The sequence below is a fragment of the Streptomyces odontomachi genome, from assembly GCF_024435355.1.
GTDB classification, from domain to species: domain Bacteria; phylum Actinomycetota; class Actinomycetes; order Streptomycetales; family Streptomycetaceae; genus Streptomyces; species Streptomyces odontomachi.
In genome coordinates, this window is the sequence record NZ_JAMJWG010000002.1 from 547,611 (window position 1) to 573,208 (window position 25,598).

The following is a 25,598-nucleotide window of genomic DNA, read 5'->3' on the forward strand; positions in this document are numbered from 1 at the left end:
TGGGAAGGGACCTGTGGCCCCGACCGTAAGTCGGCGGCACGCAGGGAACATCGTGGGAATCACGCATGTGCGAGGGGGCGGTTTGTCGGCCGCCACACAAGGACTATGCCCGCTCGGCGTGGAGTTCGTGCAGCCTCAGTTGCAGCCAGGCGGCCAGCCGGGTGTCAGGGTCGTCCAGATCGAGCTCGAACAGTTTCTGGATCCGGCGGATGCGGTAGCGCAGGGTGTTCTCGTGCACGGACAGACGGGCGGCGGCGGGGATCGCCTCGCCGAAGGCGTTCAGGTAGGCGAGCAGCGATGCGGCGTAGGTGGAGCTGTGCCGTGCGTCGTGAGCGATGATGCGCTGCACCGGTCCGGGGGCCAGCTCCTCCCCCGGCGCGCCGCGTTCGAGCAGTTCGAGCAGCAGGACGCGGCTGCGTACATCGTCGACCGTGGCGACCGCGGCCGGCTCGGGGGCCACGGCCAGGGCGCGCAGCACGCGGTCGGCGGTGCGCCGGCAGGCGGCCACCTGGTCCAGGCGCTCCCCGATCGCGCTGATACCGGCGCTGAGCGCGAGGTTCGTACTGCGCTGCACGGTGTCGCAGATGTTCTCGGCGAACCTGACGATCCGCTGTACCGCGGTGTCGTCACCGCGTAGCGGCAGCAGTGCGTACACGGTGCCGCCAGCGGCCGTGCACAGGGCCTGCGGGTGCCATGCCTCGCAGTAGAGGTTGACCAGGTCGACGATCCGCGCGCCGGCCAGGCCCGGGATCTCTTCGGGCACCGGCCGGGCGAAGGCCACCACGACCGTGGACGCCTCGTGGGACAGGCCGAGTTGGGCGGCTGCGGTGCGTCCGCTGAGGCCGCCGTCGAGCAGTGAGCCCAGCACCTCCGCCCGCCGCCACCGGTCGGGATCGCGGTGCGTACGCGCCCGCAGCAGGTGCAGCGCGGTGACCTTCGCCGCCTCGTCCAGCGCGGCTTCGGCGCCGTCGCCGAGGGCCGGGTCCCCGTCGAGCACCCACAGCAGACCCAGCAGCTGGGATCCGGCGCGGACCGCGACGGCCAGCCGATCGGTGTGATCCGCCGCCGGAATGTCGAACCGGACGGGACCGGTGGCCCGGATGACCCGCCGGTACTCGTCGCTGTTGCCCTCCCGGTGCGGCGTCTGCCGGCCCAGGATGGCCTTGCGGCGGATGTCGTCGATCTCCTGGTGCGGCAGGCTGGAGTGGGCCAGGACGTGCCCCTGCGGATCCTCGATGGTGACGGCGCCGCCCACCTGGTGGGCGATCACGTTGGCCAGCGCGAAGAGGTCGCCGATGCCGACGGAGTCGTACCGTCCCGCGGCGGGCTCCAGGGCACCGGTCACCGCGGTCACGAGGGCATCGAAGTGTCGCCACGGCAGGTTGTCCGGCACCGTGCACAGCGCCACGCCTGCCTCGCGTGCCGCCGAGACGGCCGTACCGAGGTCGCCACCGCGCGGCTTGACCACGACGGTCCGGTAGCCCGCCGCCCCGGCCTGCCGGATGGCCTCGCGGGTCTCCTCCGCCCCGACATGGCCGCCGACCAGCATCAACAGCCCCTCGGGCAGGGGCGGCACAGGCTCGTGCAGGCCCTGGATGAGCTGTCCTCCGACGGTGACGTCCTCGCCGTGCGGCGCACATTCGACGTGCAGGACGAGGGGGCCGAGCGTATCGCGCAACCTACGGAGAGTGAGGTGTCCCGAGCCCGGTGCCTGTGGCGCTGCCATGTCTGGAAATGATCGCTCTGAGCTGGTCGGCACGCGGTCATCGTAAGCACACGGCGATCCCGCACTACAAGGCTCTTTCCGCTGGTCGGCACCGTCCAGGGCCTGTTCCCGCGCGCGCCGGGCGAGTTGTCCGGCCACCGAGTCACCGTGTGTTTCACGCCGGTGAACGGCGTGTGGAGCCCGACAAACGCACTGGGGTGTTTTTGCGGACCCCGACGATGTCCGGTCTGCGGTAGTGCGGGAATCTCGGTGCCCCGAATCCGTAACGACCTGGGGGCGATAGAGCGCGGATCAGCGAGCGGCGTCTGGTGCGTGCGATCGCAAGGCGGCGGAGCGTCCTCGTAGCGGAGCTATGTGGACGTTTCGCCAACGCGGCGAGCGTGCGTGCCAGACGCCGGGAGCCCGCGGGCTATTGCCCCCCAGGTCGTAAGACCCCTGGAGGTGGCCGTGTTCGCTGGTCCGGCAAGCGTGCGCGGGATACGAAAATGGGCTGTCGCCGGTGTGGTGTCCCTTCTGGTGGCGGCGTCCGGCGCATGTGCCGGACCCGGCACCCGTGGCGCGACGGCGGGGCCCGACGGGGGCTCCTTCACCGTGGGGGTGCCGGCCTGGTACGTCGCCCACCTCACCCCCGGCCGGGCCGGCAAGAGCAGCGTCGCGGACGCGGTGTGGACCCCGCTGACCCGGATCGACGCGTCCGGGAAGGTACGCAATGCGGTGGCCGAATCCATACGGTCCAGGGATCACCGGCACTGGACCATCAGGCTGAAGGCGCACGGAACGTTCCAGAACGGTGAACCGGTCACCGCCCAGTCCTTCGCCGACTCGTGGAACGCATCCGCGTACGGGCCGAACGCCATGCCGTACGGCTATCTCTTCGCCGGCATCGAGGGATATGCGGACCTCAACCCGCTCAAGGGCAGGCCCACCGCCAAGACGCTGTCCGGTGTGCAGGTGGTCGACCCGCTGACCTTGCGTGTCACGCTGGCCAAGCCGCTGTCGGTCTTCCCGTACACGCTGGCCAGTACGGTCTTCGCACCGATGCCGAAGGCCGCGTTCAAGGATCTCGCCGGCTACGACCGCCGTCCGATCGGCAACGGACCGTACGAAGTCGCGGCGCCGGGTCTCCAGCCGGGCAGCCAGCAACTGACCCTCACCCGCTTCGACCACTACGCGGGCCGGCCGGGCGGCGCGGCGCGCATCACCGTGAAGACGTACCAGGACGATGCGACCGCCTACACCAACTTCCAGGCCGGTGCGGTGGACCTCGCGCTCGCCACGGGCAGCCAGCTCGCCCAGGCCCGCCATGCCCGGCCCGAGCAGGTGTCGACAGCGGTCACCGGCAGCGTCGTCTATCTCGGGTTCCCCCTGTGGGACCGGGCGTTCGCCGATCCGCGGCTGCGTCGCGCCTTCTCCCTCGCCGTCAACCGCAGGGCCGTCGCACACGCACTGCTCCAGGACCTGGCCCACCCGGCCACGGGAATCACCTCCGACGTCGTCACCGGTGGCGGGCGACCCGCCTGCGGCGACTGCCGCTACGACCCCGCGCAGGCCAGGAGACTGCTCGCCGCGGCCGGCGGCTGGCACGGGCACCTGACCCTGTGGACCCAGCAGGACCCGCTGATGCAGACCGTGCTCGAAGCCGTGCTCAACCAGCTGCGCAGCAACCTCGGCATCACCTCGATCACGCTCAGGGCGCAGCCCACCGACCAGCTCTATCCCAACCTCGCGGCGCACAGGACGAACGGCCCGTTCCTGCTCTACATGGGCCCCGCCTATCCCACCCTGTACGCCCAGGCCGACCAGCTCTTCTCGGCGGCGTCCTTCACCAACACCACCGGCTACCGCAGCACCCGCTTCACGGACCTCCTCACCCGAGCCGCTGCCGCCGGCAGCACGGCCCGCACCACGGACCTCTCCCAGCAGGCCGAACGCACCGCGCTGGCCGATCTGCCGCTGGCACCCCTCTACCACCCGGTCTCCGGCGCCGTGCACGCGAAGAACCTCGACGGCGTACGGCTCGACTACCTGGGCGACGTGCAGCTTGCGCACATCACCGTCCGCTGAGGGCCCGCCCCGCCGCCGTCCTTGCCCGTACCGCGCTTGCCCGTACCGCCGTTGAAGGAAGGAGCGAGGATGGCCCGCTTTCTCATCCGCCGGTTGCTCACGATGGTTCCGGTCGTACTCGGCACCACGTTCGTCATCTATGCCACGGTCTACGCCCTGCCCGGCGACCCGGTCCAGGCACTCGCAGGCCCGGACCGAGCCGTCAGCCCGGCCGCCGCGGCCGCCATCAGAGCCCACTACCAGCTGGGCGATCCGTTCCTCGTGCAGTACGGGCACTATCTGCTCGGCCTGCTGCACGGCGACTTCGGAATCGACTTCAATGACACGCCGGTCTCCTCGATCATCGCGGCGGGCTGGCCCGTCACGGTGCGCCTCGCCCTGATGACCTGGGTCCTCCAGGCGCTGATCGGTGTGGGCCTGGGGGTACTGGCCGCCGTACGGGCGGGGCGCGCCCTGGACTTCGTCGTGCTGGGCGGCTCCACCCTGGTGCTGGCGGTGCCGTACTTCATCACCGCGTACGTCGCCCAGATCGTGCTCGGTGACCGGCTGGGCTGGTTCCCGGTGTCCGGTGTCGACGCGGGCTGGCCGCGTAGTTACCTGGTTCCCGCGCTGTGCCTGGCCCTGCTCGGCATCCCCGAGGTGGCGCGTCTGACCAGGACCGGGGTGCTGGAGAACCGGCACGCGGAGTTCGTCGACACCGCCGTCGCCAAAGGCATGGGCCAGGCCCGCGTCCTGGTGCGGCACGTCCTGCGCACCGCGCTGATCCCCGTGGTGTCCCTGCTCGGTCTCACCCTCGGCACGCTGCTCTCCGGCACCATCCTGATCGAGGGGATCTTCAATCTGCCCGGACTGGGTTTCCAGACCTTCCAGGGCATCCAGCAACACAACGGCCCGGTCGTCGTCGGTATCAGCACCCTGCTCGTGCTCACCTTCCTGTTCATCAACCTCATCGTCGACGTCCTCTACGTCGTCATCGACCCGAGGATCCGCCTTGACTAGCCAGCTGACCGCCGTTTCCGAGGACGTCCACCGTCTCTCGGCCGCCAGCCGGGGGCTCGGCTCCCGGCTCCGCTCGCCCCGCTTCTTCCTCGCGGCCTCCACGGTGGCGGTGTTGTGTCTGATCGCCGCCTTCCCCGGCGCCTTCGCCGGCTGGTTCGGGCACGGCGACCCGCACTCCTGCAATCTCGACCACAGCGGCCAGGGCCCCTCCCCGGGGCACCCGTTCGGCTATGACATCCAGGGGTGCGACCTGTACAGCAACGTCATCCACGGCACCCGCGACTCGCTCGGCATCGGGCTGCTCACCACGGGCCTCACCCTGGTGGCCGCGGTCGTCCTGGGCTCCCTCGCCGGCTATCTCGGCGGGGTCGCCGACCTGGTGATCAGCCGGGTGATGGACGTCTTCTTCGGCTTTCCCACCCTCATCGGCATGATCGTGGTGCTCGAGTCGTTCAGCGTGCACAGCGTCTGGACCGTCTCGGTGGTCCTCGCCCTGTTCTCCTGGCCCGTCATGACCCGCATCATGCGTTCCTCCGTGCTGGCCGTGCGCGGCCTTGACTACGTCACCGCGGCCCGCGCGCTGGGCGCCTCGCACACCCGGGTTCTGCTGCGGCACGTCATCCCCAACGCCATCGCCCCGGTTGCCGTGCTCACCAGCATGAGCATCGGTGCGGTCATGACCGCGGAGGCCGCGCTGACGTTCCTGGGGGTCGGCCTCGAGGCGCCCGCCCTGTCCTGGGGCGTGCAGCTCAACACCGCCCAGCAGTACTTCACCGAGCATCTCGGACTGCTGCTGTTCCCTGCTCTCTTCCTGTCCGTTGCCGTTCTCGGCTTCGTCCTGCTGGGCGACTGCCTGCGCGACGCCTTCGACCCGAGGTTGCGATGACCACGCCCGCCCGCCGCACGTTCCGCCCCGGCACTACCGTGCCGACCTCCGCCGAGCCGTCCGGGTTTCCCGGGGCCCCCGGGTTTCCCGGCTACGATCCCGAAGCCCCGCCGCTGGCCGTCGACGACCTGCGCGTGGAGTTCGCCGCCACCCGTACCCGGCCGCGCACCACCGTGGTGGACGGCGCGTCGTACCAGGTCGACGCGGGCCGGACGCTTGCCGTGGTGGGTGAGTCGGGCAGCGGCAAGAGCCTCACGGCACGTGCCGCGCTCGGTGTGCTGCCGCCCGGCGCCCGCGTCGTCTCGGGGTCGGTGCGCCTGCACGGCATCGACCTGCTCACGCTGGATCCGCACCGGCTGGGGGCGCTGCGTGGCCGCCACCTCGGCCTGGTCTTCCAGGACGCCCTTGCCGCGCTCAACCCGGTACTTCCGGTGGGGTACCAGATCGCGGAGATGTACCGCGTACACGAGCGGGCGAGCCGCAAGCAGGCGGCGCTGCGGGCCGTGGCCATGCTCGACCGGGTCCGGATCCCCGACGCGGCCCGGCGGGCGGGCGACTACCCGCACCAGTTCTCCGGCGGGATGCGCCAGCGTGTGCTGATCGCCATGGCACTCGCGCTGACCCCCCGGGTCCTGATCGCCGACGAACCCACCACCGCCCTGGACGTCACCGTCCAGGCCCGGATCCTCGACCTGCTGCGGGAGCTGCAACAAGAGCACCACCTCGCCCTCGTCCTCATCAGTCACGACCTGGCCGTGGTCGCCCGGGCGGCCGACGAGGTGGCGGTGATGTACGCGGGCCGGGTCGTCGAACGGGCTCCCGCCGACACCCTGTACGCCCGCCCCGCGCACCCCTACACCCGTGCCCTCATGGACGCGGTGCCGCGCCGCGGGCGGCGCGGGCTGCCACTGGCGGCGCTGCCCGGTACACCCCCCGATCCGGCCCACCTGCCCGGCGGCTGCCCCTTCCGGCCGCGCTGTCCCCTGGCGGGCGAGGAGTGCGCGACCGCTCCCGCGACGCACACCGCCGGCCCCGGGCACACCAGCGCATGCCACCACTGGCAGGAGGTCACCGCAGCATGACCGGCACCCCGGCAGCGTCCCCCGTCGTCCTGGACGTGACCGACCTCGTCAAACACCATCCCGCTGCGCGCCCCGTCGGCCTGCGGCGCCGCGCGGACCGCATCGCCGTGGTCAACGGCGTGAGCCTTTCGCTGCGCCGCGGTGAGACCCTCGGCCTGGTGGGCGGGTCAGGGTGTGGCAAGTCGACCCTGGCACGCGTGCTCACCGCCGTGGACCGGCCGACATCCGGCCGGATCACGGTACTCGGCACCCGCCTGGACACGCTCCGCGGTCGTGCACTGCGCACCGCCCGCCGCACCATCCAGCTGGTCTTCCAGGATCCGTACACCTGCCTGGATCCGCGGATGACGGCCGGAGACATCGTGCGCGAGCCGCTGCTCATCCACCGTGACCTCACGCCGCGTGCGGACCATCGCCGGCGCGTCGGCGAGCTCTTCGAGCTCGTCGGTCTCAACCCCGATCATGCCGATCGCCGACCGCACGAGTTCTCCGGCGGTCAGCGGCAACGCATCGGCATCGCACGCGCGCTGGCGCTGCGCCCGCGGATCCTGGTGTGCGACGAACCGGTGTCCGCCCTCGACGTCTCCGTCCAGGCCCAGATCGTCAACCTCTTCACCTCGCTCCAGCGCGAGTTGGGACTTGCCTGCCTGTTCATCGCCCATGACCTCGCCGTGGTCGAGCACGTCGCCGACCGGGTCGCCGTCATGGATCAGGGCCGCATCGTGGAGCAGGGAACCGTGAGTCAGATCTACGACACCCCTGAGCACCCCTGCACCCGGGCCCTGCTGAACGCCTCCCCCACGCTCGACCGCACTCCGCGCGCCGGGTCCCCGTCCTGACGCGGAGCCCTGCCGGCACTCCGGCAGGTGCGTTTCGGCGGGTGATCCAGCGGTGGTTTTCGGCATATCAGGGTGGGATGTCGGTCATTTGCGCAGAGGCTGCGCGTCGCCGGTGGCAGAGCGACACGGGCCGTGACAAGTTCGGAGCACCGAAATTCGAACAGCCACTGGGGGGTTAAGGCATGTCTCGGTTCAGATCCACCTTCTTCGCCTTACTGTGTTCCACGCTCCTCGTCACCGCGGGCGCTGCCACGGCCGCGGCAGCGTCCGCCGCGCCGGACGGAGATCCCTGGGGCGTCGTCTCCCACGCGCCCTCGCCACAGCGGTCGCTCGGGTCGAACGCCTGGACCGCGGCCCGGATGGCGGCGGCGATCCCCGCCGACGGCGCTTCGGCCACCACCGCGCCGCCCAAGGCCCAGCCGTCCGCCGCCCCCGCCGCGGACCCGCTGTCCGTCGCCCCGCGCCCGGCCGCGGCGACGCCCGAGACCTCCCCGGCGAGTCCGGCGGTCACGGCGAAGGGGCTGGCCGCGGACGTCAACGCGTCGGTGCTGGTGGGGAAGGTCTTCTTCCACAACACCGTCGACGGCCTCGACTACGTGTGCTCGGGATCCTCGGTGAACAGCACCGCCCAGAACGTCGTACTGACCGCGGGACACTGCGTCTACGACGCCGGCGCGTGGGTGACCGACTGGGTCTTCGTGCCGTACTACGACCACGGCAACCGCCCCTACGGGACCTGGTACGCCGCGAACCTGACCACGTTCACCGGCTGGACGCAGAACAGCTACCGCGAGTACGACGTCGCCTTCGTCAACGTCTGGAACAACAGCGACACGCTCGGCCACACCGTCGGCGGAGAGGGCCTGCGGACCTGGTCCGGCATCCCGCAGGAGGTGCTCGGCGTGACGGCACTGGGGTACCCCGCCGGCGCGCCGTACGACGGCGAGTGGCAGTACTACTGCCTGGGGGACGCCACCCTGGACACCAGCGACAACACCCTCGGCATGCCCTGCCCGCTGACCGGCGGCAGCAGTGGCGGTCCCTGGATGCAGGAGTACGACAACGCCACCGGCCTCGGCTATGACATGGGCATCAACGAATCGAGTACGGGTTCCTCCATGTACAGTCCACCGTTCACGTCCGCGGTGGCCGACCTCTACGGTCAGATACAGGACGACGTGTACGCCTGAGGAGATGGGGGGACTCACGTGGCGGCCAGTGATCGCAGGTCCGTACGTGCACTGCCGGTCCTGCTGGCCGGACTCTTGCTGACCGCTGCCTGCGGGCAGGACACCCGTGGCGAGCCGGGTGACTGCCCGTCCTCTTCCGGGGCCGCCGCGGCCGATGCCGCGACGCGTCACACATCCACCGACGATCCGTCGGCGGTGGCCTCGTACTGGACGCAGGAGCGCATGGACAGCGCAAAGCCCGCGCCGATGCCCACCAAGGAGGGGGACCGCCCGGCCTGCCCCTCCTGACCCGTCGACCCCGAGGTGCTCGTCAGCTCAGCAGCGACCACGCCTCATGGGCGCCCCGAACCCGTCGATATCCCAACGGGCTCGGGGCGCCTTTCGCATGCGCTCGACGCCCGGGGGGACAAGGCGGTCGGCGCACTCGGTGGGGACCGCGAACGAGACCGCCCCAGCGGAACCCCGCACAAGCACCGAAACCTCTCATGACCAGGTCGGATAACGCATTAGCAGCCGCAATCACACACCCCAATTATTAAATCTACTTCCAATATTAAATACGGCCCTCATGTATTCCATTGCACTACTTGACAAATCGAAGCTATTTCCGGCTTGATGGGCGCGGCACAATAACAGACCTTCCATGAAGGAGAGTTCAGTGCTCAGACGCAGCCTCGGCATTCTCGCCACTCTGGCGGCCGCAGTCGGTTTCACACTCGCTTTACCCGCCTCACCCGCCTCCGCCGGCGCCACCGCCGCCTGCGCCACCCCGTGGAGCGCCTCCGCGGTCTACACGGGCGGGCAGAGCGCGTCCTACGGCGGGCACAACTGGCTGGCCAAGTGGTGGACCCAGGGTGAGACCCCCGGAACCACCGGCGAGTGGGGTGCCTGGTCCGACCAGGGCGCGTGCGACGGCGGCGGCTCCGACCCGGGGGACCCGGGCGACCCGTCCGGCTTCGTCGTCAGCGAGTCCCAGTTCAACCAGATGTTCCCGAGCCGGAGCTCGTTCTACACCTACAGCGGGCTGACCGCCGCGCTCTCGGCCTACCCTGGTTTCGCGAACACCGGCAGCGACACCGTCAAGAAGCAGGAGGCCGCCGCCTTCCTCGCCAACGTCAGCCACGAGACCGGCGGACTGGTCTACGTGGTCGAGCAGAACACCGCCAACTACCCCCACTACTGCGACACCACCCAGCCCTACGGGTGCCCCGCGGGTCAGGCCGCCTACTACGGGCGCGGTCCCATCCAGCTCAGCTGGAACTTCAACTACAAGGCCGCGGGCGACGCGCTCGGGATCGACCTGCTGAACAACCCCTACCTCGTCGAGCAGAACGCCGCCGTGGCCTGGAAGACCGGCCTGTGGTACTGGAACACCCAGACCGGCCCTGGCACGATGACCCCGCACAACGCCATGGTCAACGGAGCGGGCTTCGGCGAGACCATCCGCTCGATCAACGGCTCGCTCGAATGCAACGGCGGCAACCCTGCGCAGGTGCAAAGCCGTATCGACGCCTACGAGCGCTTCACCTCGATTCTGGGCGTCTCCCCGGGCGGCAACCTGAGCTGCTGACCCCCTGCGAGCGACCTGCCCGGTCCGCACCGCGCCGGTCCTCCGGCCGCACTTCCCGGACGCCGTCGGCAACCGACGGCGTCCGGGCCATGAGTCGTTCCGGCACCCGATACGGCCGACCGGCGGCGGCTCCCGTCCGCGGCCGAAGCGGCGCCACCGTCGCGGCGATGTCGGTGTCCATGCCGTCGTTCCGCTGCGACGGCGAACTCGCCGCTTCCCATCTGCGACAACTCCAGGCCACCGTGGACCGGTTGCAGCGGGTCACCTTCGAGTAACCCCTCACGACCCCGGTCATGGGGGGGGCGTCCGGCAAGGCCTGACGCATGAGGAGATCATGCGGGCCCCCGCAGAACTCTCCCCCTGGAGCGGGCTTCGCCCCTGTGCGAGGATGCGCTCCGGCGGGTCGACGTCCTCGTGTTCGTCCACGAGTTGAGCTCATGTCGGAGCAGGTGTCGCTCACGAACGGCACCGCGGCGCAGGGCCGTCGGTCCCTCTCAGCCACCGCCTGCCCGCCCCCCCCTCACCCGGGAGGATTCCCGTGCCGACCTCCACGACCCGGCGCCGCTTTCTCACCGCAGCCGCCCTCGGTGCCGCAGCCGGAAGCGGCGTCCTCACCACCCCCACGGCCCACGCGGCCGCCCCGGGCACCGGGGCACGCCCCTCCCGGGTGCCGCTGACCCGGGAGGAACACCGTGCCGTCGTGATCGGCTCGGGCTTCGGCGGCGGCGTGAGTGCCCTGCGTCTAGCGCAGGCGGGGGTGCCGGTCACCGTGCTGGAGCGCGGTCGCCGCTGGATCACGGGGCCGAACGTGGACACCTACGCCACCGTGTCCCATCCCGACCGGCGCCTGCTGTGGTACGGCACGACGCCGGAGGCGGTCCGGCCGGTGCAGCGGCTGCTCGGCAGACCGCTGGACCTGGACCCGTACGTCGGGCTGGTCGAGCCGGTCCTGGGCGACAGCCTGCTCGCGCTGTGCGCGGCCGGTGTCGGGGGTGGCTCGCTGGTGTACCAGGGGATGACGCTCCAGCCCTCGCGGGAGGTCTTCGAGACCTGGCTGCCCGGGGAGCTGGACTACGGACTGCTGGACCGCGAGTACTACCCGCGGGTGGCACGGATGCTGGACGTCTCCACGGCACCCGACGAGCTGCTCGCCACGCCGACGTACCGGGCGACCCGGATCTTCCGGGACCGGGCCGAGCGGCGCGGCTTCCCGGTGGAGAAGGTCCCGCAGCCCGTCGACTGGAACTACCCCCTGGCCGAGACGCGCGGGGAGATGAGGCCCGCATACACCAGTGGCGACACCCTGTTCGGCGTCAACAACGGCGGCAAGCACACCGTGGACCTCACCTACCTCGCGCAGGCCGAGGCCACCGGCCGGTGCCAGGTCCTGACGCAGCACCAGGTCACCTCCGTCGCCCGCGGAACGGGCGGTCGCTGGACCGTGCACGTGGACCGCATCGACGACGCGGGCCGTGTCCTGGAACAGCGGATCATCACCACGAAGGCCCTGGTGATGGCCGCCGGCAGCATGAACACGACGCGGCTGCTGGTGCGCGCCGCCGCGCTCGGCGACATCCCCGGCCTGCCCGGCGAGGTCGGCCAGGGCTTCGGCACCAACGGCGACCGTATCTACCTGTGGTCGGACCTCCTGGAGGACTTCGGCCCCCGGCAGGGCAGTCCCATCGCCTACATCGCCAAGACCTGGGACGACCCGCGCACGGCCAGTACGACCTGCCAGTTCTCCCTCCCGCCGCTGTACGGCGTCGACACCCGCTCCACGCTCGTCCTGGCCATGGCCGTGAGCCCCGACCGGGGCAGATGGACGTACAGCGGCCTGACCGACACGGTGAACATGCACTTCCCGGTGGCCGGTGACCGCGCCGTCGGGCTGCTGGCGGCGCAGCGCGTGCAGGCGATGGCCGGGGGTCTGGGCACCATCGCGGAGTTCAACCTCGCCGAGAACATCACGGTCCACCCGCTCGGCGGCGCCTGCATGGGCCCGGTCACCGACCCGTACGGGCGGGTGCACGACCAGCCGGGCCTGTACGTCCTGGACGGCGCCCTGATCCCGGGCACCACCGGGGCCTGCAACCCCTCGATGACCATCGCGGCGGTGGCGGAGCACGCGTTGGACACCATCGTCGCGCAGGACGTGGGCACGACCGTCTGAGGACCCATCGGCCTGCCACCGGGCCTGGCGCACCTCCCCGAAGCGCCCGTCAATTAGAGCTTGACGAGTCAACGATCGCCTTCCCCGGGCGTCCTGGGGAGGAGTCACCACACGCGTTCTCGACGCTGCCACCACCGGGCCCATGACACCGCGGGCACGGTGGTGGGAAATCCTGTCAACTGTGCCTGGAGAATCGGATGTTCGCCGCATAGTCTCCGAAAGGCCGCCCACCACCCCTGGGCCATCCACTCATTTCGGAGTCGTCATGGTGATGCACGAGCACGAAGTCGATCGCCGCACCCTGTTCCGGGTCGGCCTCGGCACGGCAGTCGCCGCTGTCGTCGGCACGGAGGTGGCGTTCCCGACCGCCGCCGGTGCCACCCCCGCGCCGCAGTTCCCCTGGATCATCGACTGCGACAGCTGGAGCGCGCGCCCGCCGTCCAGCCCGATCCAGATCACCGGCAACACCACCAACAAGATCATCTTGCACCACATGGCGTTCCCCAACGTCACGGACTACTCCCGCGAGCACGCCGTCCAGCTGGCACGTGACTGCCAGGACCTGCACATGGACACCAACGGCTGGGCGGACACCGGCCAGCACTTCACCGTCAGCCGCGGCGGCTACGTCCTCGAGGGTCGCCACCGCAGCCTGGAGACCCTCGTCGCCGGCGAGCACCAGGTGACCGCCGCCCACTGCCCAGGGGAGAACGGCAACGCCATCGGGATCGAGAACGAGGGCACCTACATCACCGAAACCCCGCCGGCGGCGCTGCTGGACTCGCTGGTGGAACTGTGCACCGCGGTGTGCCGGCAGTTCCACCTGAACGCGTGGGACATCTTCGGCCACTGGGACTTCCGCCTGGGAACCGACTGCCCCGGCATCGCCTTCTACCGGCTCTTCCCCCAGATCCGCAGGCGGGTACTACAGTCCCTGGCCGTGTCGCCCGCCGCCGCGCCGGACCGGCGATGGCCGGACATCTGGCGGTTCGTCGACAGTCAGGTGGTGCAGGTCGCCCAGTACCTGCTGGTGAACGCCGGCTACGGCGACCTACCCGTCGACGGTGTGTTCAGCACCGACATGAACGCCGTGGTCGCCGACTTCCAGACCAGCCGTGGCCTTGCCGTCACCCCCGACGCCACCTTCGACACCGCCACGTGGGAAGCGCTCGCCCCCACCCTGGACAAGGGCGCCGCCGGGCCGCCCGTCGAGGCGGTGCAGTACCTGCTCACCATCAAGGGCTACGCCGACACCGTCGGCATCACCGGCACCTACGACCACGCCACCAGGAAGGCGGTGCAGGACATGCAGCGCCTGCACAGCCTCCACCCCGACGGCAGGATCGACCTCAGCACGTGGTGCGCGCTGGTCGGCGGCACCGTCCGCGAGACGCTCGTCCGCTGAGCCCTCTCCGGACCGTCGGCCCGAAGCGACGCCCGAGCAGCCCGACGCGGCCCGGCAGGATGACTGCCCGCCCGGCCGTGTTCCGGGCCGCGCCGGGAACCCGGCGGCATCGGCTCAGCCGGCGGCTGTCAGGCGCTCCTGATCGATGCGGCGTCGGTGAGGTTGAGGAGCTGTACGGACTTCTCGCGCATCTCGACCTTGCGGACCTTGCCGGTGACCGTCATCGGGAACGCGTCGACCACCAGCACGTAGCGGGGGATCTTGTAGTGGGCGAGTTTCCCGCCGGCGAACTCCTTCAGGTCGTGCGGGGTCATGTCGGGGGCGTCCTCGCGCAGCTTGACCCACGCGCAGAGTTCCTCGCCGTAGCGCTGGTCGGGGACGCCGACGACCTGGGCCTCGACGACATCGGGGTGGGTGTAGAGGAACTCCTCGATCTCGCGCGGGTAGATGTTCTCCCCGCCGCGGATGACCATGTCCTTGATCCGGCCGGTGATGTTCACGTAGCCGTCCGCGTCCATGACCGCGATGTCGCCGGTGTGCATCCAACCGGCCCGGTCGATGGCCTCGGCCGTCTTCTCGGGTTCGTCCCAGTAGGCCAGCATCACCGAGTAGCCGCGGGTGCACAGTTCGCCGGGCTCGCAGCGGGGTACCGTCAGCCCGGTCTCGGGATGGACGATCTTGACCTCGATATGAGGGTGTACCCGGCCGACCGTGGTCACCCGCCGTTCCAGCGAGTCGTCCGCGCGGGTCTGGATGGACACCGGCGAGGTCTCGGTCATGCCGTAGCAGATCGTGACCTCCGCCATGCCCATCTCCGCCACCACCCGCCTCATCACGTCGACCGGGCAGGGCGAGCCCGCCATGATCCCGGTGCGCAGTGACGACAGGTCGTAGGAGCCGAAGTCGGGGTGGTTGAGCTCCGCGATGAACATCGTGGGCACGCCGTACAGCGAGGTGCACCGCTCCGTCGCGACGGCGTCGAGAGTGGCCTCGGCGTCGAACCCCGGCGCCGGAATGACCATCGTGGCGCCGCTCGACGTGCAGGCGAGGTTGCCCATCACCATGCCGAAGCAGTGGTAGAAGGGCACCGGGATGCACACCCGGTCCTCGGCGGTGTAGCCGCAGAGCAGGCCGACGAAGTACCCGTTGTTGAGGATGTTGTGGTGCGACAGCGTCGCACCCTTCGGGAACCCGGTGGTCCCCGACGTGTACTGGATGTTGATCGGGTCGTCCGGGGAGAGCACCGCCTGCCGCTCGGCCAGCACGGCGGCGTCGGCAGCGCGGCCGGTCTCCAGCAGCCCGTCCCACTCCGGCGAGCCGATCAGCACCACGGAGCGCAGGTCGGGGCAGTCGCCCCGGACCTCCTCGATCATGGCCGCGTAGTCGGACGTCTTGAACTCCCGTGCGGAGACGAGCAAGGAGATCCCGGCCTGCTTGAGGACGAACTCCAATTCGTGGGTCCGATAGCTCGGGTTGACGTTGACGAGGATCGCGCCGAGCTTTGCCGTGGCGTACTGGAGCAGCGTCCATTCGGCCATGTTCGGCGCCCAGATCCCGACCCGGTCGCCCTTGGTGACCCCGGCGTCGATGAGGCCCAGGGCCAGGGCATCGACGTCGGCCCGGAACTCGCGATAGCTCCAGCGGCGACCGGTGGCGAGCTCGACCAGCGCGTCCCGGTCCGGATACGCCGCGACGGTGCGGTCCAGGTTGTCGCCGATCGTGTCGCCGAGCAAGGGGCGATCGGAGGTCCCAGAGGCGTAGGAGGGCGCGATCGGGGCGTCGGTGTCCCCATCGGACGCAACAGCTTCTCGTGGCATCGTTGCCCTCTCCGCTCTGGTGTTTGCCCGATGTGGCGGTCAGCTCCCGAGGAGTCGGTCCGGGCCTGGCCCATGCGTCCTCGACGCCGTGCGTCACCTCGACGCGCGTCGCCCCGCGCCCGGACGCCCGCCGGTGGTTCCACCTGCGTGGGAGGCGTGGCCGTCGACGACGGCACAGTAGTTCCGGGCCAAGCCGAACGGGAAGAGGTCGCCCAGCACGAACATGGGGAACCCGTGCGCGCAGTGGGCCCGGCACGCCCGCAGCTACTCGTCGCCGGCCGTCGTGATCCGTTCGAGGACGTCGGTGTAGCGGCTCCGTCTGTCGGGGCGGGCGTGGTCGGCGGCGTGCCGAAGGAAGGGAACGGCCGGAGCACCGATCCTGACGAGGCCTTCAGCGGCCGTTTCACGGACGGCGGAAGGGGCGCGTTCGAGGAGCCTGACCATGGCGGGTACCGAAGGGTGCCAGGCCGCGTGGCTGAGGGTCCGGATCGCCATGCGTTGCACGTCGGGCTGGGGGTCGTCGAGCAGGATCGACGTGTGGTGCAGATAGGTCTGCCGGTCCAGCATCGCCCGTGCGGTCCGGTGGGCGTGCAGCCGGACCTTCGGCTTGGGGTGTCTCAGCAGCTCAGCAAGGAGCTCTCGCAGCCCGGGGTCCTGGTCGGCGGCGGGGCCACGGTGTTGCTCGGCCAGGTCGGTGAGTGACCGGCGGATCTGCTCCGGAGTGCCGGTACGGGCCCGGTGGAGGAGCTCTTCCCGGAGCAGGCGGGGTGACGTCACCGGGGGCACGGCCGGGACTCGGTCCCGGAGCGTCGCCAGCGCTGCGGCGTCCTGCCGTACGGCGTCCGGGCCGCGCAGCGGACCGTCGACGAGAACCAGCCCGTTCGCGAGATCGTCACGCCCCTCGGCGCGCAGCCGTTGGCAGGTCCGAGTCAGGGCAGGGGTGCGCAGCAGGCGACGGCCGCTCAGCAGATCGACGAAACCCCAGGCGCCGGCGTCGAGGCGGTCGCCGAGGTGCTGTGCCAGGTCGTCGGCGGGAACCTGCCCCAGTGCTCGCCGGACGGCGGCACGGACGGTGGGCGGATCGTGTTCCCACCATTCCAGCAGCAGGGGAAGCAGCGGTTTCACGTCACCCGGGCCGAGTTGCGCGGCTGCCAGCGCCACCCTGTCGTGCAGCACGAGGCCGTTGCCCAGTTCCGTCGCGTCGATGGCGGGCAACGCCCGAGCCATGGCGGGCAACGCCCGGGCCAGTTCGGTGCCGGCGGGTGGCAGGGCGACACGGCCGTGCAGGAACGCCCGCAGCACGGGCAGCACGGCCTCGGGTTCGGGCCACTCCAGCAGGGCCCGGGCAGCGGTCTGCCGGCGGTCCGCTGCGGACGAGTCGAGCATGGCCAGCAGGCGCTCCCGCAGCGCGGTCGACCGGGGCTGGTCGAGGTCGTCGATGTGCACGGTGCGCGGCGGCGGGGCGGGTGCGCCGGCGGTCTCGGTGAGGGTCCAGGGCGGTGCGTCGAGGGGTTGGAGCTCCGTCATCCAGTCGACCAGGGCGCCGCGTACCGAGGGGGCGGCGGCAGGATAGGCGTCGATCAGCGCGGCCAGGCGTTCCTGGGAACCCGGGGTGTGGCCGGCCCGGTTGCGGAGCTCCGCCAGGGCGCCCGGCGTGCGCACGGCGGCGTCGAGCGCGGCCCGCCACTCTTCGGACTCGGCGGCGGGGGCGGAGGGTGGCGTGACCGCGAACGCTTCGCGCAGCACGCCGGTCTCGGCCTGCCAGGGGTCGGCGCCGAGCCCGGCGGCGGCGAGCGCCCGTTCGAGGTCCGTACGGACCAGCACCGCGCCGAGGCGGCGCAACAGCGTCAGTGACCGGCTTCCCAGGCAGGCGGGTGGCAGGGCGCGTACCTCGTCGGTGACGGCCCGTCTGTCGATCGCCGGCAGCCGGGGCGCGACTTCTTCGAGGACGGCGACGAGTACGGGGGCGAGGCCGGGCCGGCCGTCGTCCGCAGGTGTGCCGAGTTCGTCGAGAAGGACCCGGGTGAACCGGGTGAAGGTCGTCAGTTCCTCGGTCGTCCACGGTGCGGGGCACAGCCGCAGCGTGAGCCCCAGTACCCGGCCGCGGACGGCGGGCCTGGCGGCGGCGAGACGGAGCCAGTCCGCCAGCAGCGGCCGCAGGTCCTTCAGCCGGGCGGGGGACGGTGGTTCGCGCCGCTCGGCAAGGCGGACCGCAACGGAAGGGTTCCAGCCCCCGGCCACGAGGGATCTGACGTCACCGTCCGCCGGGTCGTCCCCGTGCGGCGTGCCGTCCGCGTGCGGCCGTCCGTCGGCGGACGGGGTGATGTGGTGCTCGGCCAGTGCCGCCGCCACGTCCTCGATCGTCCCGGCGGCGAGCCGGACCCGGCCGGCGGCCACCAGGGAGAGCAGGGCCGGCGCGAGGGGCGATGCCTGGTCGTGCAGTACGAGGACGGTGCGCGCCGGGAGCGTGCGGTCGAGGCCCTCCAGCAGCAGTTCGCGGGTACGACCGGCTTCGCCGTGTTCGGCGGCGGCGAGGAGTGTCGCCGCGTAGGCGTCGCCGAGGATCGCACGCAGCGCTTCGACGAGCGTGCCGCGCAGCCCCGGGTTGTCGTGCCGGCCCAGCCGGAAGAGCAGTGTGGGCACCGCTGCGGGGGTGCCCACCTGCACCAGGACCTGGGCGGCCGTCTTCTTGATGTTCATGTTCGGATGGCCGAGGCATGCGGCGATCGCGGCGCAGGCCCACCGGGCCCGCGCATGGCCGAGGGCGAGCAGGGCCTGCCGTACGGTCTGGATGTCCTGGGCCGCGGTCAGCGGGATCAACGTTGCCGAAAGGGCCTGCGCATCGTCCCCCGTCGCGTCGCGGGCGAGCAGTGCGATCACGTGCTTGCGCACGTGCCGGTTGCGGTGCCGGAGCAGGCGGTGCACGCGCGGACGGACCTCCGCGTGGCGGACGCGGGTCAGCAACTCCAGCAGGATCGCCTGCTCACCGTCCGACAGCCCCGGCCGGTCCAGAAGGTCCAGCGCCATGGTCGCCACGAGGGCGTGGCCGGCCTCCGGCGCGTTCGCCGCGTCGAGCAGGCAGGACGGCCGGATCCTGCGCCGCTCGTGGAGCCGGCACCCCAGCGCGTGCACGGCGTCCAGGACTTCCTGGGGCACCACCGGCTCGCCGTTCGTCGGTGCGCTGCCGGGACTGCCGGGACGGCCGGGACTGCCGGGGCGCGAGGTGGCGGCGCCCGGCTGCCAGGAGGCGGCCAGGTCGGCCACGATCCGCAGGAGCAGGTCCGCGAGGACGGGCAACGTGCCGGGGCCGCCGTGGGCCGCCAGTCTGACCAGTGCCGCCACCGGCCGGTCCGGATCGAGATGGGAACTCAGGAGGGCCAGTTCCTGCTCGTCGGGGCCACCGAGGTCGGCCGCGATACGGGCGGGCAGGTCGCAGGGGTCGAGCCGCACGAGGAGGGCCCGGCGCTGCGCCGGATCATGGGTCAGATGCCACAGCAGCTCGAGGGCCCGATGGCGTACGGCACGGAGATGGGGCGCGATGACCGCGGGGTTCCGCACCGCGGGGTTCCGCACCGCGGGGTTCCGCACCGCGGTGTTCCGCACCGCGGTGTTCCGCACCGCGGTCAGGCCGAGCCCGTCCCGCAGCACCTCGGCCGTCCGGCCCCCGCCGATGGCTTCCAGCGCGTCCAGGGCCGCGTCGGGGGCCGACGGCAGGAGAGCGAGCACGGCTTCCTCGGCGGCCTCGTGGCGCAGGGTGCGGAGGGCGGCGAGGAACGGTCCGGGCTGAGCTGCGCGGGGAAGTCTGCGCGCGATCTCGTTCGCGATCGGGAGGTCTCCCGTGCCCTGCCCGGCCAGGGCGACCAGCAGGGCGAGCCGCCGGGGCCAGCCGGGATCGTCGGGTGCCGTGTCCACCAGTGCCCGGAGCGTCGCCTGCCGGCAGGTGTAGAGGAGCACCGCGATCTCGTGGGGCGGAATCGAGTGGTCGGCGAGTGCCAGACCGACGAGGGCCGGGGCGTCCGGGTCGTTCGGGAAGTGCCCACGCCGGTGCAGTCCACGCAGGCAGGTCACCAGCGGCCTGCCGAAAAGCAGCGGATCCCGTGCGGCGACGGCTGTCAGCTCGCCGATGTCATCGCGGTCCGCGAGGTCACCGAGCCGTTCCACGGCACGCTGGCGAAGGCGGGGCGGCAGGCCGGGATCATCGATGACCTGCCGCAGCACGTCCCGGTGTCCGTGCCGGGCCGCCGCGGCGAGTGCCGCACGGGCCACGGCGGGCCGTGCCGTCACCGCGCCGGAGGTGAGGAAGCGGGACAGGCGTCCGGCCGGCAACGGATCCAGCACGGCCCACGGCTCGCCGAGTTCGGTCAGCGCCGCGGTGACGACGTCGGCGCCGTCGGCCCCGAGCAGGCCGATCACGCGGGTACGGACCCATGCGGGTGTCAGCACACCGGTGTGCAGGCCCTGCCGGGCCAGCCGAAGCGCCGCCTCCTGCAACACCGGGTCATGGCTGTCCACCAGCCCGTCGATGAGTTGCCGGGGCCGGTGCGCGCAGGTGATGCTCGTGTCCCGCACGGCCTGGTACAGCAGTTCACCCGGAGGTTCCTCCCGGAGCACGCGCGGCTCGTTGAGCAGCTCGGCACTCAGCCAGCAGAGCTGCACAGGTACCGGCAGGTCAGCCGCACGCCACGCCGGCCAGGGCCGTTCGTGCAGGTGGGGCCCCAGCCGCTGGTAGAGCCCCGCCAGGACGAGCATCGTCTCCGGTGGTCCCGTGACGGCCGCCGGGAGCAGCTCCGCGAGCCGGGCCGTGTCGCGTGCGTCGATGGCCCGGCCCGATGCGAGGCGCTCGGTGAGCAGGGTCAGGCCCAGATACCGCAGGCGGGGGTCGTCATGCCGGACGAGTGGTGCGAAGACGGCCGGCGGGCAGGTCCGAGCGTCGATGTGGGCGGAGAGCCAGCCGGCGTCGCCTCGGCTCACCGCATCGTGGAACAGCTCGTCTGCTGGCGTCGTCATCGTCGGATGCTAGGCCCTGTCGTCAAACTCCCGTCTGCCCGGCGACGCCATGCACGCACTCTCGCCGCACCGGGCACAAGCCCACGTACTCCCCCACTGCCTGAACGGCGTGGGAGGTGCCCCCATGCGTACGCGGACTCGCGCCCGGCACTCCCCCAAGCTCTTCGAGCAGGGGGGACCCCCAGAGCACGCACCTGACGCCGCCAGGCCGCCCTTCGGGCGACGACGGGAGTTTGACGACAGGACCTAGCCGCGCCGTTCCCGGCTCCACCATCGGGAATCCGACGAACCAGTGCCCGCGACGGCGACGTCGCCCCGGCGTGTACCCGTGCGCGCGCGAGGAGGTCCCTGGCGTGATCGCTGCGATGCTGCGCACCGCCAGGGACCCCATGAGCGCACTGCTATGACGGGAGTTCAATCGATTGCGAGTGCTGGAATACGTTCCTCGGGTCCCACTTGGCTTTGACCTGTTGCAGGCGGGCGTAGTTCCCCTTGTAGTACAAGTCGTGCCAGGCGACTCCGGAGGAGTTGAAAGCCGGATCGGAGAGATCAGTGTCCGGATAGTTGACGTAGCAGCCGTCGGTGTGGTCGTCGGGAATCGGCACGCCGCCGGTGGCGGCGTACACCTCCGCGTAGAAATCCCGAACCCAGGCCAGGTTCTCGGCGTCGTCCGCCGGGTCCGACCAGAAACTCTGATAAAGCGCCTGGAGTACCGAGCTCCGGTGCGGGAAGGCGGTGTCGGCGGGATCCACCGCATTCACGTTTCCGCCGAACGGAAGCAGCAACAGACCCGCGTTCGGATTATCGATCTCGGTGCTGGTGAGATACTTGTAGATGATGGCCAGGTCCGCGTCGGTGTAACTCGTGCGGTGGTAGGCCGACTTATGGTCGGCACGCAGTGTCGGATTCGTCAGTACCGGCGCGTTGGTCGCCAGGTAGCGGACCGCGTGGAACCAGGGCATGTGCTGCGCGTTGACCAGTTGCGGCATGGGGCCGTACTCACCGGAGTTTCCGGTTATCGGCTGGACCTCCGTCGCCACTCCGTCGCGGATCTCGTTGACGAAGTCGGTCAGCAGTTCCTCCGCGTTCGGTGCGTCCCCCTCGACCTGGATGAACATGGAGACGCTACCGCTGGACTTGTGGTTGAGCGCGAGCGAGCTGACCAGAGCCACGCCGGAGGAATCCGGCGCGCTGTTCCGCTCGTGCCATCCGCCGTAGTTCTTCACCAGTCTGGTGAACTTGTCCTGAGTGAGATCCGCCCACGAGAACGCCAACCCGTTCAACAGGACCGTGGCCGGTGGCCTGGGCAGTGCCCTGCCGGGGTCGCTGCCACTCACGTCGGGAGAGCGCATCCAATAGCGGGTGATGACGCCGAAGTTCCCGCCACCGCCGCCGCTGTGCGCCCACCACAGGTCACGGTTGGGATCGTCGGGCTCACGGGTGGCCACGACGCTGCGCACGTTTCCGGAGTCGTCCACCACGACGACTTCGACGGCATGAAGGTGATCGACGGTGAGCCCGTGCCGGCGCGACAGCAGGCCGTCGCCGCCGCCGCAGATATGCCCACCCGCACCCACCGAGTGGCATCGGCCGCCCGGAATGGTCACGCCCCACCCCTTGTACAGGGTCTCGTACAGATCCAGCAGTCGCGCACCCGGTTCTATGGCGAACGCCTGCATGTCCGGGTCATAGGAGACGGTGTTCATGCCTGACATGTCGATCACGACGCGGACGTCGGGATGTGCGACGAAATCCTCGTAGCAGTGCCCGCCACTGCGTACCGCGACGCGCCGGCCGGCGCTGACGGCGACCTGCACGGCGTCGATGACCTGCTGGGTGGAACCGACCATCTGTATGTAGTCGGGAGACCCCACCCAGCGCTGGTTGTCTCCCGTGATCAGCTCACCGTAACGGGGATCGTCCGACGGTATGGTGAACGGCCCGAAATTGCCGGCCGATTTCGACTCCGCGACGCCGGTACTGCTCGCATCGGCCACCCCGGCACCTAACAGCGGCAGCGCTGTGGCGCCGGCAGCCAAGCCGGCGGTCGCGCTGAGGAACGATCGCCTGTCACTCTTCTTCTCGGTCGGTGTGACCTTCTTTTCACGCATTGCGCTCCCCCAATTTACTACTATCGATCGCAACCGCAGGGACCTCGGCACCCATTCGTGGTGCGGGCCGGAGCGGAAGGAACAGTGTTGACGCACGCCGCTACCAGATGGGATTCCCCGACAATCCCCGGCCGCGGCGGATCAATTCCGCCGCCGCGACTCCCTGGTACATGAGCTGTGAACCCCCCAGTACGGAATGACCTGGGCCGATGACGCCTGGCAGCGTAATCCGGGAACCCGCACAAGTCAGGACCGTACCGCCCTGCGGACGTTCCCAGGCCGGTGTACCCCCTGCTTTCCTGGCTGTACTTGTCACTTTGGACGGGAGCCTAACAGGTGGCGTCGGCGAGCAGCAGCCGATCATCCTGGCCAGGCCGCCACCGGCAGGCCGACGGTAAGCAGAGCGGTTCAGTCGAATGACCAAAGCGGCCTTCCGGCCCGCCGATCCGACACCGCAGGAAAAATGCCATCGAGGCGCAGCACATCCGCCATCGCCGCCATCACCACCACACCAGCCTGTGCAGGCCATTTACACACTCCGTAACGACACCACTCCTCTTCTCGTTGACCGAAACATGCCCCATCGGCCGGAAGTTGCGCGCTGGGTCAACCATGTCCGGATAACGCTTAGCTATACTGGGACTGAAGCGTCGGAAGTTAATCAGCGGGTCGGCTCGGCCGGACCGTTCCTGCGACAACGCCCGGAGGCGGAGAGGGACGCGACATGAGGGCACCGGCGAGATGTAGACATCACGGCATCGCCGCCCTCGACGGCACCACCACCATCCGCGTGGCAACCAGGCCTTCCACTGCCTCCCCTGTCAACCGAGACCAGGCCTTCATCGAAGGCACCTACTACTGCTCATATTTGGCGCTCTCAACGAGTCATCCTTTCAGACGTGGTCCAGATATGTGGTGTCAGCCGGACAGGATTCACACGAGGGGGAAATGTGCCACGCGCCGAACGACAGGTACCGAAACCACCGGAAGCAACGCCGAGGAAAGCGCAGAGTAGGGATAGCCAGGTATTGGTGTCCCGAGTGGGATTACGTTTCTCATCGAGCCTGACCTACGACAGCTGGGAGCGAGCCGGGGTACAGCTGTCGCGCATTCTCGATTCATCGGCCTGGTGTCTGGGGGACTGGCTGATATGCGGTCAGGAGAACTACGCCGACCGCTATGTACGAGCCATCAAGGTGGCCGGTCTTGACTATCAGACGTTACGCAACTACGCCTGGGTCGCCCGGCGCTTCGAACTGAGTCGGCGCCGGGAGATGCTGAGTTTCCAGCACCACGCCGAGGTCGCCGCGCTGGCCACCGCTGAACAGGACCGGTGGCTGGATCGCGCCGAAAAAGCGGCCTGGTCACGCAATGAGTTACGCCGTCAACTGCGCCAGAGCCGCAGTGACGAGCAGCCGTCCGCGAAACCGACGTCGTTGATACCACGCCTGCCGGTGGCGCAGGAAAGAGTCGAACGCTGGCGTGCGGCAGCGCGGAGGTCGAACGATCCGTTTGCGAACTGGATCGTGGGCATCCTGGACCGTGCCGCCGAAGACGCCCTGAGTGCGGAGTCCCCGCAACACGAGTAACCGAGTAACCAGCGGCGCGGTTCAGATCGTCCTCCCGGCGGCCACAATGTCGTCCCGCTGGCGGGACAAGAAACCGGCGCCCGTCATTCCGGTGTCCTGTCCGGATACGGTCGGCACATCTCGATTGGCCGGGGCTATACGGCCGTCCACCCGACTCGCGCGATAGGTTGCCAGAGCAGCCGTACCGAAACGACCCGTCATGAGGTGTACCGCGCCACGGAACGGCGTTCCCCAGCAGCGCGGGTTTTCTTCTCCTGCACCTCGATCCAGCACGACGACAGCCCGCAGAAGCGGTGGAGGACTCAACCGATGACGACAGAGACAACACGCGTTGCCGTGGTGACCGGAGCAGGGAGGGGAATCGGGTTAGCGATAGTGCGCGCACTTGTCGAGGACGGATACGCCGTCGTCGCGGGCAGCCGCACCGTCACCGATGCGCTGAAGGAATTGACGCCGGATGCGATCGAGGCCGATCTGGGCAACCCGGACGAGCCTGCCCGCGTGGTGCAGCACGCGCTCGACCGGCACGGCGGGATCGACCTGCTCGTCAACAACGTAGCCGGCACCTCCACACCTCCCGGCGGCTTCCTGCAACTCGACGACGAGGCCTGGCAGCACACGTTCAATGTGACGTTCATGTCCAATGTCCGCGCCACGCGGGCCGCCCTCCCGAGTCTCCTCGAGCGCCGGGGCGCAGTGATCAACATCAGTTCGGTCAACGCGAAGCTGCCGCAGCCGCGCCTGATCGCGCAGTCCGCGGTCAAGGCCGCCGTGTCGAACCTCGGCAAGGCTCTCGCCGAGGAGTTCGGTGGCCGTGGTCTGCGGGTGAACACGATCTCACCCGGCCCGGTATGGACCGACCTGTGGAAGTCCCCCGGCGGGCCCGGGGACATGCTCGCCCGGCGGGCAGGCGTCGCGCTGGAGGACTTCAAGGACCAGCTGCCGGCGACCGTGGGCCTGTCGACCGGCGAGTTCGCCGACCCGGAGGAGATCGCGGCACTCGTCGTGTTCCTCGCGTCCGGGCGGGTGGCCAACATGAGCGGTGCGGATCTCGTGATCGACGGCGGGATGATGAAGACCGTCTGAACCCGGCGTGGCGCCACCGGCTCGGGGTTCGGCCGAGCCGAACCCCGAGCCGGTGGC

Annotated in this window: 16 protein-coding genes; 12 read left to right on the forward strand and 4 right to left on the reverse strand. The window is 70.2% G+C overall.

Features of this window, described 5'->3' with window-relative positions:
• Nucleotides 1-103: 103 nt before the first annotated feature.
• Nucleotides 104-1,678, reverse strand: coding sequence for a PucR family transcriptional regulator (locus tag NQO67_RS06930; RefSeq protein WP_255948043.1), 1,575 nt, complete (start codon nt 1,676-1,678; stop codon nt 104-106).
• Between the two features lie 549 nt (nt 1,679-2,227).
• Here NQO67_RS06930 and NQO67_RS06935 point away from each other — a divergent pair.
• The 10 genes from NQO67_RS06935 (at nt 2,228) to NQO67_RS06985 (ending at nt 13,931) form a co-directional block, all read left to right on the forward strand.
• Nucleotides 2,228-3,790 (forward strand): peptide ABC transporter substrate-binding protein, encoded by a 1,563-nt coding sequence (locus tag NQO67_RS06935; protein WP_255948045.1) that lies wholly within the window; start codon nt 2,228-2,230, stop codon nt 3,788-3,790.
• 69 nt (nt 3,791-3,859) lie between these two features.
• Complete coding sequence (locus tag NQO67_RS06940; RefSeq protein WP_255948047.1) at nt 3,860-4,789, forward strand: ABC transporter permease; 930 nt, start codon at nt 3,860-3,862, stop codon at nt 4,787-4,789.
• On the forward strand, nt 4,782-5,675 hold the full coding sequence (locus NQO67_RS06945) for an ABC transporter permease (protein ID WP_255948049.1): 894 nt from the start codon (nt 4,782-4,784) through the stop codon (nt 5,673-5,675). Before NQO67_RS06940 ends, NQO67_RS06945 begins: the two co-directional genes overlap by 8 nt.
• Nucleotides 5,672-6,757, forward strand: a complete 1,086-nt coding sequence (locus tag NQO67_RS06950) for an ABC transporter ATP-binding protein (RefSeq protein ID WP_255948051.1) — start codon at nt 5,672-5,674, stop codon at nt 6,755-6,757. Before NQO67_RS06945 ends, NQO67_RS06950 begins: the two co-directional genes overlap by 4 nt.
• The gene (locus NQO67_RS06955) at nt 6,754-7,596 is read left to right on the forward strand and encodes an ATP-binding cassette domain-containing protein (RefSeq protein WP_308295625.1); all 843 of its coding nucleotides are present in this window, start codon (nt 6,754-6,756) and stop codon (nt 7,594-7,596) included. The genes NQO67_RS06950 and NQO67_RS06955 overlap by 4 nt, the downstream gene beginning before the upstream one ends.
• A gap of 182 nt (nt 7,597-7,778) precedes the next feature.
• Nucleotides 7,779-8,786 carry a trypsin-like serine peptidase gene (locus tag NQO67_RS06960; RefSeq protein WP_255948053.1) on the forward strand — a complete coding sequence of 336 codons (1,008 nt, stop codon included), beginning with the start codon at nt 7,779-7,781 and terminating at the stop codon, nt 8,784-8,786.
• Between the two features lie 18 nt (nt 8,787-8,804).
• Entirely contained in the window at nt 8,805-9,074 is a 270-nt protein-coding gene (locus NQO67_RS06965; RefSeq protein ID WP_255948055.1) for a hypothetical protein, read from the forward strand.
• Nucleotides 9,075-9,444: 370 nt separating this feature from the next.
• Nucleotides 9,445-10,356 carry a glycoside hydrolase family 19 protein gene (locus tag NQO67_RS06970; protein WP_255948058.1) on the forward strand — a complete coding sequence of 304 codons (912 nt, stop codon included), beginning with the start codon at nt 9,445-9,447 and terminating at the stop codon, nt 10,354-10,356.
• Nucleotides 10,357-10,894: 538 nt separating this feature from the next.
• Nucleotides 10,895-12,526 (forward strand): GMC oxidoreductase, encoded by a 1,632-nt coding sequence (locus NQO67_RS06980; protein ID WP_255948062.1) that lies wholly within the window; start codon nt 10,895-10,897, stop codon nt 12,524-12,526.
• Nucleotides 12,527-12,791: 265 nt separating this feature from the next.
• Entirely contained in the window at nt 12,792-13,931 is a 1,140-nt protein-coding gene (locus NQO67_RS06985; protein ID WP_255948064.1) for a peptidoglycan recognition protein family protein, read from the forward strand.
• A 128-nt stretch (nt 13,932-14,059) separates the two neighbouring features.
• Here NQO67_RS06985 and NQO67_RS06990 read toward each other — a convergent pair whose 3' ends face one another.
• From NQO67_RS06990 to NQO67_RS07000, 3 genes are all read right to left on the reverse strand, one after another.
• Nucleotides 14,060-15,748 carry an AMP-binding protein gene (locus NQO67_RS06990; RefSeq protein WP_255948066.1) on the reverse strand — a complete coding sequence of 563 codons (1,689 nt, stop codon included), beginning with the start codon at nt 15,746-15,748 and terminating at the stop codon, nt 14,060-14,062.
• A gap of 264 nt (nt 15,749-16,012) precedes the next feature.
• Nucleotides 16,013-20,755, reverse strand: a complete 4,743-nt coding sequence (locus tag NQO67_RS06995) for a HEAT repeat domain-containing protein (RefSeq protein WP_255948068.1) — start codon at nt 20,753-20,755, stop codon at nt 16,013-16,015.
• A gap of 401 nt (nt 20,756-21,156) precedes the next feature.
• The gene (locus tag NQO67_RS07000; RefSeq protein ID WP_255948070.1) at nt 21,157-22,866 is read right to left on the reverse strand and encodes an FAD-binding oxidoreductase; all 1,710 of its coding nucleotides are present in this window, start codon (nt 22,864-22,866) and stop codon (nt 21,157-21,159) included.
• Between the two features lie 1,031 nt (nt 22,867-23,897).
• Here NQO67_RS07000 and NQO67_RS07005 point away from each other — a divergent pair.
• On the forward strand, nt 23,898-24,455 hold the full coding sequence (locus NQO67_RS07005; protein WP_255948072.1) for an LmbU family transcriptional regulator: 558 nt from the start codon (nt 23,898-23,900) through the stop codon (nt 24,453-24,455).
• Between the two features lie 204 nt (nt 24,456-24,659).
• Nucleotides 24,660-25,541, forward strand: a complete 882-nt coding sequence (locus NQO67_RS07010) for an SDR family NAD(P)-dependent oxidoreductase (protein WP_255948074.1) — start codon at nt 24,660-24,662, stop codon at nt 25,539-25,541.
• Nucleotides 25,542-25,598: the final 57 nt, after the last annotated feature.